The 13,322-nt window shown below is 53.2% G+C and carries 12 protein-coding genes; 1 reads left to right on the plus strand and 11 read right to left on the minus strand.

The features are described from left to right. Nucleotides 1-288 precede the first annotated feature (288 nt). The gene (locus PAT3040_RS32250) at nt 289-1,167 is read right to left on the minus strand and encodes a nucleotidyltransferase-like protein (RefSeq protein ID WP_108995902.1); all 879 of its coding nucleotides are present in this window, start codon (nt 1,165-1,167) and stop codon (nt 289-291) included. Nucleotides 1,168-1,331: 164 nt separating this feature from the next. Here PAT3040_RS32250 and PAT3040_RS32255 point away from each other — a divergent pair, with 164 nt between their 5' ends. Further along, entirely contained in the window at nt 1,332-1,682 is a 351-nt protein-coding gene (locus PAT3040_RS32255; protein ID WP_108996068.1) for a YgzB family protein, read from the plus strand. Between the two features lie 111 nt (nt 1,683-1,793). Here PAT3040_RS32255 and PAT3040_RS32260 read toward each other — a convergent pair whose 3' ends face one another. The 10 genes from PAT3040_RS32260 to PAT3040_RS32305 all read right to left on the minus strand — a co-directional run bounded on the left by PAT3040_RS32260 (nt 1,794) and on the right by PAT3040_RS32305 (nt 13,305). Then, a complete protein-coding gene (locus tag PAT3040_RS32260) occupies nt 1,794-3,521 on the minus strand; it encodes a glycosyl hydrolase family 18 protein (RefSeq protein WP_108995903.1) in 1,728 nt (575 codons plus the stop codon). A gap of 137 nt (nt 3,522-3,658) precedes the next feature. After that, nucleotides 3,659-4,081 carry a Fur family transcriptional regulator gene (locus tag PAT3040_RS32265; protein WP_087566330.1) on the minus strand — a complete coding sequence of 141 codons (423 nt, stop codon included), beginning with the start codon at nt 4,079-4,081 and terminating at the stop codon, nt 3,659-3,661. A 113-nt stretch (nt 4,082-4,194) separates the two neighbouring features. Continuing rightward, nucleotides 4,195-6,201 (minus strand): DUF4097 family beta strand repeat-containing protein, encoded by a 2,007-nt coding sequence (locus PAT3040_RS32270; RefSeq protein WP_108995904.1) that lies wholly within the window; start codon nt 6,199-6,201, stop codon nt 4,195-4,197. Further along, nucleotides 6,183-6,914, minus strand: a complete 732-nt coding sequence (locus tag PAT3040_RS32275) for an MgtC/SapB family protein (RefSeq protein ID WP_373863993.1) — start codon at nt 6,912-6,914, stop codon at nt 6,183-6,185. The genes PAT3040_RS32270 and PAT3040_RS32275 overlap by 19 nt, the downstream gene beginning before the upstream one ends. Before the next feature lie 180 nt (nt 6,915-7,094). After that, a complete protein-coding gene (gene gatB / locus PAT3040_RS32280; RefSeq protein WP_108995905.1) occupies nt 7,095-8,534 on the minus strand; it encodes an Asp-tRNA(Asn)/Glu-tRNA(Gln) amidotransferase subunit GatB in 1,440 nt (479 codons plus the stop codon). Nucleotides 8,535-8,558: 24 nt separating this feature from the next. Further along, on the minus strand, nt 8,559-10,016 hold the full coding sequence (gene gatA, locus PAT3040_RS32285; protein WP_108995906.1) for an Asp-tRNA(Asn)/Glu-tRNA(Gln) amidotransferase subunit GatA: 1,458 nt from the start codon (nt 10,014-10,016) through the stop codon (nt 8,559-8,561). Between the two features lie 30 nt (nt 10,017-10,046). Continuing rightward, on the minus strand, nt 10,047-10,337 hold the full coding sequence (gene gatC, locus PAT3040_RS32290) for an Asp-tRNA(Asn)/Glu-tRNA(Gln) amidotransferase subunit GatC (RefSeq protein ID WP_087566326.1): 291 nt from the start codon (nt 10,335-10,337) through the stop codon (nt 10,047-10,049). Between the two features lie 435 nt (nt 10,338-10,772). After that, a complete protein-coding gene (locus PAT3040_RS32295) occupies nt 10,773-11,150 on the minus strand; it encodes an ATPase (RefSeq protein WP_108995907.1) in 378 nt (125 codons plus the stop codon). Between the two features lie 157 nt (nt 11,151-11,307). Then, a complete protein-coding gene (locus PAT3040_RS32300) occupies nt 11,308-12,045 on the minus strand; it encodes a GTP pyrophosphokinase (protein ID WP_087566335.1) in 738 nt (245 codons plus the stop codon). 249 nt (nt 12,046-12,294) lie between these two features. Then, on the minus strand, nt 12,295-13,305 hold the full coding sequence (locus PAT3040_RS32305) for a Gfo/Idh/MocA family protein (protein ID WP_087566324.1): 1,011 nt from the start codon (nt 13,303-13,305) through the stop codon (nt 12,295-12,297). Nucleotides 13,306-13,322 lie beyond the last annotated feature (17 nt).

The following is a 13,322-nucleotide window of genomic DNA, read 5'->3' on the forward strand; positions in this document are numbered from 1 at the left end:
AACAATCTTTTCTTTCGTTGCCGGCGTCAATCTCTCGCGGCGACAAGAAATAATATATCACAGCTGCCTATCTCATTGCAAGTACTTTTTTCAGCATTCGACATTTTTTTTGACTGGACGTTCTACATTCGCCCCGCCTGAACCAGCGGCGAATTCCAATTTATCATAACCCTCGTAGACCAGTCAACTTAAAAATTCACGCGCAAACTTAGTTCCATCTAACAATAAAACCTCTGCAAAAGGAGGTTCCATTCCGTTTGGAACTCCGATCGACAGAGGCGGCAAACCTTAAGCATTCATAATCGTATATCGAAGCTCGATCGCTCCGTTGTCGTTGTTATCCTTCATAACGGCCACTTCCCGTACATAAGCCCGTTTCACCAGCTTCTGTATGACAAGCGACAACTCCAGCTGATGTTCCGCCAGCTGCGGGTGAGTCTGCAGCTCTCCCAGACTCCACGGTTCGGTTCGAGAATTCATGATGCGGATCAGAGGCTCGCAGCAAGATTTCATGAGACTCATGACAGAGAACTCGCAGGCTAACATGACAAGCTGCACCCGCTGCTCGAGTGTCTCCGGACTCGCCGTCAGCTCTTCGTATAATTTGTAGACGCCGGGATGAACTCGCTTAAGCTGCTTCCATACCGTAAGCTCCGGATGCCTGCCTTCTTCTATTAGCACGATGTGTGCCCAGTAGGTTAACGCCTGCAGCACATAACTGTATGCATCCAGCAAGTTGCCTTCCACTAGATCCTGCTTGGCTTGCAAGTACGTTTTAAGAAAGCCGGTGAACTCCGTGAACCGCTTCCTCTCGCGCATGGAATCCGGGAATGACGACAACCGCTCACGTACGCCCGCCAAATAACCGTCGCGATCCAATAATATCTCCCCCCGTACCAACCAATCGATATAATGCCGATGTTCCCCTTTCGCAATCCAGCTCTGAATCGTATCTTGACGAACAGCTCTGACTAACAAGCGCGCGCCGCCCACTCGAATATGCTTTGCGTATTCCGTCTGCGCTTCTTCGCTGAGCACGGCCAATACAAGCGCATCCAGCCCATCCATTAGCGGATTATAGAGGTAAGGGTTCTCGATGACGGCTAGGGATAGCAGTCCGGGGCGTTCCCGAAAGATGTCTAAGAATTGAGTTCTGATATGCTCCACTGGGCTCCTCCGTATAGCTTATCGCCTTCTATTAGGCTATAATAATAATCTACAGATTTATTTCTTTTCGACAACAACCTTGCGGTTTCCTGCTTTTACACGAAGCTTTCCAGTCTCAATTTCGTAAGCCAATAGTAATAGGAAGGGTTTGAACCATGAACAGAATTTTTTTCAAATCGGCCAAAATCAATGAATTCCGCCTCTGGGGACTCGTATTCACGCTCGTCGGCATGGGTATCATGATCCTTGGAACGGCCGGAATCGTATTGTGGGGGCAAGCCGGCAAGATCGTTGCAGGCATCTTTATGATCTTCGGCATGATCTCGCTGCTGATCAGCGTTGCTGTCTACTTCTGGGCCGGCATGATGTCGACGAGCGCTACTATGCTGGAGTGTCCGGAATGCGGACGCCAGACCAAGATGTTAGGCAAGACGGACCGTTGCATGTTCTGCAGAACGATGCTGACACTTGATCCAAATCAAGCCAGAGATGCCGCCAACGAGGTCAATGCATAACTTCGTACGAAGCCACAAAAACCTCCATGCTTAGCGGCATGCATTTAAGCCGCTTGAGCATGGAGGTTTTTGAGTTAAAATGATGATGATGATTTGAATTAGAGCTTTCTGCTAGTCGTGCAAGGCTTCGTCAATCGTTTGCCAGATGGATGGTGTCTGGAAAGTCCTTTGCCAAGTCGCAACCCCTGCAAGTTTATACTTGTGCACGAGCTCAACTCTTGCCTTCATGGACATATCGTCCTCGATCCAAATCCGCTGCTTGATGCCATTTTCGTCGTATTCCACGTAATTCTGTCCCGACGCCGTATCTAACACGGGCTTTAGCCCCTTCTCTTGAATAATCGTCTTCACTCGCTCCATGCCCACGGCCTTGGACGAAACTTTAAGTTTGCCGTCCTCACCCGTCTCCTCGCTCCAAATTCTCGTATAGAGCGGCATGCTGAGAATCAGCTTGCCCGGCGGCACTTTATCCTCTTCCAGTATGCGGGCGATGGATTGCTCCGTCCATGGAAGCGATGCAACAGAGCCTGACTTCGGACTCGACGCCCAATGCTCGTCGTAGGCCATCACCATCATGTAATCTACCGTCCGGCCAAGCGCTTCGCGATCCAGGAAGACAGACCACATCTCGCTGTTCGACTTGGGAGTGACGTCGATCGATACGACCAGGTCCGCTTCGTGCAGCAGTGGAGTCAGCTCCTTCATAAACTGAACGAGATTTTCTTTATCCTTTGTATAGACATTCTCGAAGTCGATGTTAAAGCCTTGAAGGTTGTACATCTCCGCAAAGGCGAGCAGTTGCTGAATCATAACAAATCGGGATTCTACCGTCGCCAGCGCCTCCGTCGTCCGATCCGGCTCGAAGCCGTTGCTAAACAGCGCCCATACCTGATACCCTCTGTCATGCGCCCACTTTACATAAGCGGAATCCGCTTTGCCTTTAATCGCTCCCGTACCGTCAATCAGTTCGAACCACGTCGGGCTAACCACATTAAGGCCCGGCATCTCTCCGATCTTGGCGGGATCAATACGGCGCTCATAAACCGCTTCCCAGGTCAGATTGATCTTTCGGCCGTCCAGCTTCCACGGCACGAACGGGTCGTCTCGTTCTACTTCAGTTACCGTCTCGGAGCCGGCAGGCGTCGCATCCTTCTCTCTGATGTAGCCGATATGACCATCGCCGCTCTGTACGAGCAGCCAGCCTTCATTCTCCTCCCAGACGCGAAGCTTCTCTCCTTGAGGCAATTTAAGCAAGTAGGGCTCGCGTATAGATGGTCCCGTGCGAACCGCCGCCCCCTTCTCGGGTTTTGCTTCTACCAGCGGCACCGTTTCTCCTTCCGTAAGAAGCGTGACGATACCGCTCTCCGCATCATAATCCACTCGGAGGCCATACAGCTCTTTCAAAGGCGCAGACGGAATGTACACCGTTTCATTCGTTACTTCCGCAGCTATTGTCAGCTTGTAAGGCTGTCTGTTCAGGATGCCGGTCAACGTATCCGTCTTGAGCCGAAGCACCTTGTCTGCGCTCGTTAGCACAATCGTCCCAGTCGAGCTTTCGTAATGAAGAGGCTTGTCCTGGGCGAAGAGATCCTCCAATACGGGCAGCGGGAGCTTTACCTCGCCGTTCTCGATCAACGCCCCATGCCCCATTTCCTTGCCGCCGATCATGATGGGATTCGTCGATGCGTACGCCGGCGCTTGATATTCCCTGCTTGGTACATACTTCATATATCCGAACCACCCGAAGGTAGCTATAGCTGAAATCATAAATAGGAATACCAGTGTCATGAATCCGACTCTCCGCTTCTTGCGCGGCGAGCGGACGTAATTCGTCTCCAAGCACTCACTCTCCTTATTGTTCGATATTGTACGGAAACAGCTGTCACCTCAAATAAAAACGTGCAAGAAGTAGCGTCAGAACGCTGCCCAGCACGTTATAATAGCCGTTATCCAATTCTATAGACGACGAATCCGTCTTAAGTGTTGCAAGTAGCACAAAGTCCATATATTTCCATTCGATGCCCATGAACGGTGAATCCCGTTTCCTTCGAGGCTACCTTCTCGACCTCCAGCAGCGGCGGGTATCCGAAGTCTACGATCTGGCCGCAGCCCTTGCAGATTGCATGATAATGGTCAGACAAGTCAGCGTCGAATCGGCTGGAATCATCTCCGTATGTCAGCTCTCGAACCAGGCCCGCTTCCACAAACAGCCTTAAGTTATTGTAAATCGTCGCAACGCTCATGCTCGGATAAGTCGGCGACAGCGCCTTGTAGATCTCGTCGGCGGTCGGATGTGACTTGGTATCCATCAAATATCCCAGTATGGCGTGTCGTTGCGGGGTCATACGAACGCCATTCATCTTCAGTTGTTCCAGTGCCGAATGAACGTTGGCTGCCATTCCCCTCACGCCTTTCTTTATTGTTAATTAATAATCGTTATAATCTATTGTACGTTCAGTTCAAAGATTTTGTCAATGAAAGCGCCTCTAAATGGACTTTTTGAATAACCTCTCTAAGTCGTGTCCTGACTTTCAATGGTTATGCTGTTTGTTGCATTAATATGAATTCGGTATACGCCTGTCCCTACCGTTCCCCTCACTGTCTTGCGGATCTGCCTGAACGGCATCTCGGCATTGATCTTGCCAAAAGTTACCGAGCCGTAAAGAGAATAGTCGCCCAGTTCCGGCACCACAACCTTAATCTCGCCCACGGAGCTGTCGAGATCCCAATTGCCGCCAACCTGGCTGCTGCTTACGGCAATGCCGCCGTTCATCGTGCTCGCCTTAACCGAACCATGCGCTTCCGCTATCGTAATGCTGCCGTTCTTGGTCTCGGCTTCCGCATCTTCCCAAGCTCCTCCCAACGAAATGTTCCCGTTGGATGTAGCAGCATATAACGCGCCGCCGGTCGTTTCATTGACGGTGATTTCGCCGTTTTTCAATTCCAGCGTGCCGGTACCGTCCAGCGTATCGACCTCGATGCTCCCGCTGTTACCCGTTACAGCCAGCGGACCGATAATTCGCGCGACCCTGATATTGCCATCTCCGCTCTTCACGGTTAAACCGTCTTCTGCGACCAGATCCGTAACCTCCGTATCGCCATTGATGTTCTCAATCGCAACCCTGATAGCGGAAGGAGCTGCCGGTGGCGGCGACATTTCCCATTCGAAATCGGGTAAAGCGAGCGAAGACTCGTCCCCGGGAAGAGCCGCAAGTTGTTCTTCGAGCGTCAGCCCGGTCTCGGAAGAATCTGTCGGAGTATTGCTCGAAGGACTTTCCGATCCATCATCTTCAATATCCGTAAACGGGGGCGCTAGTGCTCCCTCCGCGTCCTCTGCTTGTCCATCGCCCTCGATTCCGCCTTGTTCATCCTGCTCGTCCTGCTGCACATCCGGAGGAGCCAGCTTGACGCTAGGTTCGATACGCGGCACCACAACCGTCAGATTCATCTTGGGGACGCGGTTGTTATCGGCTCCATACCGCTGTCCTTTGGCTTCCAGCACAATCTCGTTGCCAGGCGTCACGTCGATGGTCGACTGCTCGGCAATCCGCTTCGATTCGTATTCGTCTCCGGCATCGACCCACACGGTGGAATAGACCTCGATTCCTGCAACGTCATCGGCGCGGAGAGTCACATCGCCGTTAACATTTTTGACCGTAATCGATGACAAATCCTCTTCAACAAGCACCTTCATCACGTTTTTGTCGATGCGGTAGCCCTTCTCATCGCCGTAATCGACCATTCCGTTTAAATCGACATTGAATTGATCCAGCCAGCGGACAGGGAAGTCCGCATATTGCGTCACCGCGTAAGCCGTCACCGTAACGACAAGCGCCGCGGCGGCGCCGGACAAATCAAATTTCAGCTTGGCGGATTTGGCTCGAAGCACCGTACTGTACAGGATGACCTCAATGCCAAGCAGCAGGAACAGAAGCGGCCACCAGTCGCCAAGAAGCGCAATATCGCTTGATCCCCTCGCCTGGTCCCAGAGCAGCAGCGCTCCGACGCTCAGGATCAGAATGGCAGCCGTCAGCCGCCCCAGCTTAAACACGGCGAACCCTCCTCTCCTCGCTGCTGTCCATACGACGACGCAAGCGAGCGTCATGAGCAGCGGACCGACAATCAGCTCCGCCAGCTCGTTCATCCAAGGCAGCAGCATATCCGGCGGCTTGACCATAATCATCATGACGATTCCCGACAAGGCAAGCAAAATGCCGTGCGCCAGACGCACAGGCATCCGCTCCTCTCGCGGTATCTCCTTGAGTTGAAGGGCCTCGTACACGCTGACGAAATAGAAGACGGGCAGCAGCATGCCTAGATAAACGATTAACAGCAGATGTCTGCCGCCGTCTGAATCGGCAAGCCGAAAAATGGCGGTAACATCCAGCAGCAAGCCGGCAAGAAGCAGCAAGCCGCGCGAATATTGTCCATTGTACACATGTCCCATGCCCGGGATCGCGAACGCAAGCAAGACCGCAAGCCACGCCCGTTTTCGTTGCGTTATTCGGAGCTTACCCAACGTATGCCCTCCAATTTATTCAACTCGTCGAGCAACCGAACGGCGGGATCCTTCTTGCGCGAAGGCATCCTGACATGGAGAATCAGCCTCGTCAAGGCTTCGTCTCCGCTTTGCCTTGAAGCAGCTACGGTTTCCATCGACATTTTACGAATCGTAACCTTGCGTTGGTCCAGCATGTCGTTAATCTTGCTCAGCAAGGGGGACAGATCATGAGCTTCAATCTTGATTATTCTGTCCTTCTTCGCATTCATAAACTTCTTCTCGATCTTGTTAAAACCCCATAACGTTAATAATGCCATAACCGTAACTGTCGCCGATGCAAAGTAGAAGCCGGCTCCGACGGCGAGACCGATAGCCGCAACAACCCATAAGGAAGCCGCCGTAGTCAGTCCCGTAATCGATTTGCCCGTAAATAGAATCGTACCCGCTCCAAGGAAGCCTACCCCGGTAATAACGGCTGCAGCCAGACGCGCAGGGTCTACCCGCACATTGGGCTCTTCCACAAAGTCCGCGAATCCATAGATGGATAACAACATCAACAAGCAGGCTCCCAAGCAAACCAGGATATTGGTTCGGAAGCCGGCAGCATGATTGGACGATTCTCGTTCGAAGCCGATCACCCCCCCAAGCACGATCGCGAGCCCAAGTCGGGCGGCAATGTCCAATTCGTTAATGAACCAGGGATCCCTTGCCGCAGCAACAAACATATCCATAAATACCCCGCCTTTTTTTCGAAATCGCCGGATATGTCCGACGTTTATCAGACTATTAATGGCCGGATGCATGAATACCCAAATCGGCGGGATATCAATAACGAACAAAAAGCGCAGTCCATCTCTAGGATGAACCGCGCCTTCGCTCTATATCCCCCGCCGTTCGCGTCCGGGTCTATGTCAGCTAAGCCGATCAAGCAGCATCTTGTTTACGAGTGCCGGATTGGCCTTGCCTTTCGTTTCCTTCATAATCTGTCCGACAAGGAAGCCGATCGCCTTCTCCTTGCCTGCCCGGAAGTCCTCCACGGATTGCGGATTTCTTTCGATCACGGCATCGACGATCGCCAAAATCGCGCCTTCATCGCTAATCTGTACAAGTCCTTGCTCCTCGACGATCTGACCCGGCAGCTTGCCGTTCTCCAGCATCGCCTTGAAGACGGTCTTCGCAATCTTGCCGTTGATCGTGCCTTTCTCCAGAAGTCCGATCATCTCGCCAAGGCCTTGACCTGTCAGCTTTACGTCCGACAGCTCCAGATTATTGGCATTGAGATAACCGAGCAGATCGCCCATGACCCAGTTCGCCACAGCCTTTGCGTCCTTCGTATAAGCAAGACTCTCCTCGAACAAGTCGGCAAGCTTCTTGGATGCCGTAATAACGTCGGCATCATAGGAGGACAAACCGTAATCGGCCTGGTAGCGTGCCTTGCGTGCATCTGGAAGCTCTGGTATGGAGGCGCGTACGTTCTCCTTCCACTCCTCGCTAATATGCAGACGGACAAGATCCGGATCCGGGAAGTAACGATAATCATGCGCTTCTTCCTTGCCGCGCATCGAAAACGACTTGCCGACAGCGTCGTCGTAGCGGCGCGTCTCCTGCACGACTTCGCCCCCGCCATCCAGAATTTCCGCCTGGCGGACCTGCTCGTACTCCAGGCCGCGCTGCACGCTGCGGAACGAGTTCATGTTCTTGAGCTCGGCACGCGTGCCGAATTTCTCTTGTCCATATGGACGCAAGCTGATATTGGCGTCGCAGCGCAGGCTGCCTTCTTCCATCTTGACGTCGGATACGTCGCAATACAACATGATCGCGCGCAGCTTCTCCAGATACGCCTTGGCTTCCTCCGGCGTGCGAATATCCGGCTCGGAGACAATCTCGACAAGCGGCGTGCCTACGCGGTTAAAGTCGACTAGCGACGCGTAGCCGCCGTCCACATGCGTCAGCTTGCCCGCGTCTTCTTCCAGATGAAGACGGGTAATGCCGATGCGTTTCGTCTCCCCGTTCACCTCGATGTCGATCCAGCCATGCTCGCCGATCGGCTGATCGTATTGCGAGATTTGGTACGCTTTGGGCGAATCCGGGTAGAAGTAGTTTTTGCGGTCGAATTTGCTAATATCCGCAACCGTGCAGTTTAGCGCCATCGCCGCTTTCATCGCGTACTCTACGGCTTGCTTGTTCAGGACCGGCAAGACGCCGGGATGTCCGAGACAGACCGGACACGTATGGGTATTGGGCGGCGCGCCGAAGGCGGTCGAGCAGCCGCAAAAGATCTTGCTGTTCGTGTGGAGCTCGACGTGCACTTCCAGCCCGACGACCGTCTCGTATTTGTTCGATACTGACATTCTTATCGTTCCCTTCCGTTCGAATTACAGCTGCGGACGCAGCTTATGATAGTCCGTGTGCGCTTCGAACGCATGAGCGGCGCGCAGCACCGTCGATTCGTCGAACGCCTTGCCGATGATTTGCAGTCCGATCGGCAAGCCGTCGGCTTGTCCGCACGGCACGCTGATGGCCGGAACGCCCGCCAGGCTGACCGGAATGGTGCAGATGTCGTTCAAATACATCGTGAGCGGATCTCCAACCTGCTCGCCGATGCGGAATGCCGGCGTCGGCGCCGTTGGACCGATAATGAGATCATATTGCTGGAACGCCTTGTCGAAGTCGCCTTTGATCAGCGTGCGAACCTTCTGCGCCTTCAAGTAATAGGCATCGTAATAACCGGAGCTGAGCGCGTACGTGCCCAACATGATCCGGCGCTTCACTTCCGGTCCGAAGCCTTGGCTTCGGGATTTGCGATACAGGTCGATCAGGTTGTCCGGATTGTCCGCGCGCACGCCGTATCGCACGCCGTCAAAGCGGGCCAGGTTGGACGATGCCTCCGAGGATGCGAGCAAATAGTACGCTGCAATCGCATATTCCGTATGCGGCAGCGAGATCTCTTCCCAAGTCGCGCCAAGCGACTCATATACGCGAAGAGCGTCCATAACGGCTTCCTTAACGCGCGGATCGATGCCAGCTCCGAGATATTCCTTGGGAACGCCGATGCGGAGGCCCTTGACGTCGCCGGTCAGCGCGGCCGTATAATCCGGGATGTCCACCTTCGCGGACGTCGAGTCGCTTGCGTCGTAGCCGGCGATCGCTTGAAGCACGTAAGCGGAATCCTCCACGTTTTTCGTCAGCGGGCCGATCTGGTCGAGCGAGCTGGCGAACGCCACGAGGCCGAAGCGCGATACCAGGCCGTACGTCGGCTTCAAGCCTACGATGCCGCAATAGGCAGCTGGCTGGCGGATGGAGCCGCCCGTGTCGGAACCCAGCGAGAAGTAAACTTGCCCGGCCGCTACAGATGCCGCAGAGCCGCCGCTGGAGCCGCCTGGCACGTAATCGGTATTCCAGGGATTGCGAGTCGGATGGAAGCTGGAATTTTCATTGGAGCCGCCCATCGCGAATTCATCCATGTTCAGCTTGCCGATCGTAACGGCGCCGGCCGCATTTAGCTTGCCTGCAGCCGTTGAGTTGTAGATCGGCTTGTAATTGCTCAGAAATTGGCTTGCGCAAGTCGTGGTCAAGCCTTCCGTTACGATATTGTCCTTAATGCCGGCGGGCAGGCCGAACAGCAGGCCGCGTTCGCCGCCGGCTTGCAGCGTCTTGTCCAGTTCGGCGGCTTGCGTGCGGGCTCCATCCTCGTTTAATGATAGAAAAGCCCCTATCGCGGAATCCGTCTTCGCGATCCGCTCGAACGAGCTATCCACGAGCTCCGCCACGGAAAGCTCCTTGCCCTTTAACTTGTTATGTACATCCTGCAGGCGCAGATCAAACAATGCCAACAGTAGCTCCTCCCTTCAAATCCTAGCAAATTATGATTCAAGCACCGCAGGCACTTTGATTTGTCCGTCTTCTTCGTCCGGCGCGTTAAGCAGCACCTTCTCGATCGGCAGCGACTCCTTGCGCACGTCGTCCCTCATGACGTTCGTGATCGGCAGCACGTGGCTGGTCGGCTCGATCTCGTCCGTATTCAGCTCGTTCAGCTTCTCCGCGTATTTCAAAATGGCGTTTAACTGGTCGGTAAATTGCGCCTTCTCGGCATCCGACAATTCCAGCCGCGCCAGATTAGCGACATGCTCGACATCCTTCAGCGTAATGCTCATCGGTAACTCTCCTTCTCTGCGTCAGTCATACCCATCATTATAGCCTACATTCGGCGCGTACATCAATTAGTAAGAAGCAACGAATCGCATGAGCCGACAATTTCGCGGAGGGCAGCAAAAAGAAGCGGACACCAAAGTCCGCTCCCATGACAAGCTATTAGTTCGTGTTCAAAAAGTTCGATTTTCAGTACCGAGAAGGTTGCAAGAAGATTAGGGACTGCGGAGCGTAGTGGAAGCTACGTGAGCACCTGCAATGTTTCCGGAGGAAACATCCTTCGAAAGCATTGACCTAGTCCTGGCAACCTCGGGCCCCGCGAAAGTAATCGGAGTAGGCTTCAAAGCTTCATTTCACTTTCGTGGGTTTCAGACAAGATTCGATGTCGATATACTACTCGAGTTACTTCGTAATCAAAATTGGACTTTTTGAAAAACCTATTAAATCCAGGCTTTGAGGTTTACCTGGCGAATAAAGTCTTCCCGACTCAGCGGCTCTTTCGCCGCTACTTCATCCTCTTGCTCTCCGTCGCCCTTCATGATCCGATAGAACAGCTCTTCGTTATGCGTCGCAAGCGCGTAATCGATCAGCGCCTCCCGTTCGATCCGCTCCGCCTCCAATTGAAACAGCACTTCCTCCAGCTCGACGTCCTCGTCGGGCAGCAAGAAATTGCGATTCGATGCCGGAACTCTGACTACGTAATCGAACACGTTGTCGGCATTGCGGTCATAGGCAATAATATATCCATGCTCCCCAACGGGAAGATTCTGTTCGTATTGATCCGATATTATGATGACTTTGGAGCCCAGCTGCAACATCCAATCTCCCCCAATCGCCCTTGTCGTTGTAGTCTCTCTTTCCATTTCTATTATCCTACTAAAAAACGACATCGCTGTCCAATAGCAGGCGGAAGAGGAGTTGACTTGCCAGAGTCTCATAGAGCGATCGTTGACGAGATGCTGCCCGCTTGGCGGATTATTCGGCTTCTTTGCCCAGCTCCAACAAAGCTTGAGGCAGTTGGAACGCCTTATTATTTAAGAACAATCGGGTTAGTTCCTCCGTATCGTCAGCCTGATTCTCCTTGATGACGGAGATTTCCCTATGCAGCCGCTCCATCTGCTGATCCAGACGATTAGCGGAATCCGAAGCTTCCTTAAGCTCCTGGATCAGCCTGGCCGGCACGGATTGATTGTATTTGTAAAAGATTTTATGCTCCAGACTTGCCCAGAAGTCCATCGCGATCGTGCGGATCTGGATCTCGACGCAGACGCTTTCGCTTCCGTCCGACATGTTGACCGGCACCTCCGCGAGCAAATGCAGGCTTCGATAGCCGTTCGGCTTGGGATGTTCGATATAGTCCTTCACTTCGAAGATATGCAGATTAAACTGATTTTGCAGCATATCCCGGATCCGGTAAATATCCGAAATAAAGGAGCAAGTAATTCGCAGGCCTGCTATATCCTTGATCTCCCGTTTAATATCCTCCAGAGAGAACGCGATGCCCTTGCGGCCGATCTTGTTCATAATGCTTTCCAGCGACTTGACTCTCGACTTCGTATGTTCGATTGGATTATAGTCGTGCAGGAACTGGAATTCTTCCTTCACGATCTCGATCTTTGTCTCCAGCTCGTTGAGCGCAAATTGGTACATCATCATAAACCGCGTCACTTCGGTCTTCAGCTTCTTGAATTGCTCGATCTGGTAATTCGTCATGCTCATCTCTTCCATTCTCCTTCGTTCAAGACGCGGAGAGCGCCCTTGATGCTCGAATAAATCCATCATATTATGAACGAAGGCACCATTGCAAACAAGGTGAAACGACTGTCGCCGTCCTTTGGCTGCGCTGCTCGGTTCATTCGGGGTAATATAGGGAAAGAGTTGCGAAGAATGCTTCCCTATATTTTAACAGGACTCGGCAAAAAGGCTTCTGCCCGCGAAGGTAGAAGCCTCTTTGCTTGTTTATCAAACGTTGACGTATGCGCCCTTGCTGTCCGCGGATCGAATCTCCGCCTCGACGATTTCGAGCGACTGGACGGCGCTCTCCGGCGAACAAATCGTAACCGGCTCTCCCGCCGCCACCGCTTCGACGAAATACTTGATCTCGCGGTAGTAGCCCATATCCGGGGATAATTCGGCAACAAACCCTTCGCCGTCATGCGGATTCACCTTGAGCACATTATTCTCGAATACGAGATTGCCGCGCTCAAAGTTCACCCGGAATGTCATCGAGAAGCCGAAGTCGCCGCCCAGCGTCCAGTCGGCCTGCGCGTTCAGCACCTTGCCGTCAGGATAGACATAGTTGGTCGATACGACGTCGTAGGCGCTGCCCGGCACTACGTTGCGCGCGATGGAAGAGACGCTCTCCGGCTTGCCAAACAGCCAGTTGATGACATCCGTATCGTGAATATGCATATCCACCATGCAGCCGCCGCTCAGTTCCCCGTTAAGGAACCAAGGCTGAGGCAATCCGCCTCCGCGGAAGAAACTCCCCGACGTTACGGCGCCGTAGCGTCCGTCCTCTACGCAGGCCTTTAAATATTCGTAAGCTGGCCAGAAGCGCAGGCATTGTCCGATCATCAGCGTATTGCCCGTGCGCTTAGCCGCTTCCGCCATGCGCCAGCCCTGCTCGGAGGTGCGGGCTACCGGCTTCTCGCACAATACATGAATGCCGCGCTCCAGCATGGAGCATGTCAAGTCCGCATGCAACGGCGTAGGCAGCGTAATGTCGACGATGTCCAGCTCCTCTTCCGACAGCATGGCCTCTATGGAATCGTACAGCTTGTACGGGGTCAGATCGTATACGGATTGCTCGGTAGCGATATTGCCCCAAGCGGCACCGTCCTTCAACTCCTCGATAAGCTTGTCGCAGATCGCCACAAGCTTAATGTCCGCCCCTTCCTGCATCAATCGTACATAGTTATCGAAGTGCATCCTTCCCATAAATCCGAAACCGATTAATCCGATTTTTAGCATAGATGTCCTCTCCCTTA

It is taken from the genome of Paenibacillus agaridevorans (assembly GCF_003112455.1).
GTDB lineage: Bacteria > Bacillota > Bacilli > Paenibacillales > Paenibacillaceae > Pristimantibacillus > Pristimantibacillus agaridevorans.

What these genes read in the sequence shown, in the direction of transcription:
- gatC (WP_087566326.1), bottom strand. Translation starts at nt 10,337, where the DNA reads ATGAGCATTACGCTGAAGGATGTCGAGCATGTCGCTAATCTGGCGCGG.
- PAT3040_RS32305 (WP_087566324.1), bottom strand. Translation starts at nt 13,305, where the DNA reads ATGCTAAAAATCGGATTAATCGGTTTCGGATTTATGGGAAGGATGCAC.
- PAT3040_RS32275 (WP_373863993.1), bottom strand. Translation starts at nt 6,914, where the DNA reads ATGGATATGTTTGTTGCTGCGGCAAGGGATCCCTGGTTCATTAACGAA.
- gatB (WP_108995905.1), bottom strand. Translation starts at nt 8,534, where the DNA reads ATGTCAGTATCGAACAAATACGAGACGGTCGTCGGGCTGGAAGTGCAC.
- PAT3040_RS32295 (WP_108995907.1), bottom strand. Translation starts at nt 11,150, where the DNA reads ATGTTGCAGCTGGGCTCCAAAGTCATCATAATATCGGATCAATACGAA.
- PAT3040_RS32300 (WP_087566335.1), bottom strand. Translation starts at nt 12,045, where the DNA reads ATGACGAATTACCAGATCGAGCAATTCAAGAAGCTGAAGACCGAAGTG.
- PAT3040_RS32265 (WP_087566330.1), bottom strand. Translation starts at nt 4,081, where the DNA reads ATGGCAGCCAACGTTCATTCGGCACTGGAACAACTGAAGATGAATGGC.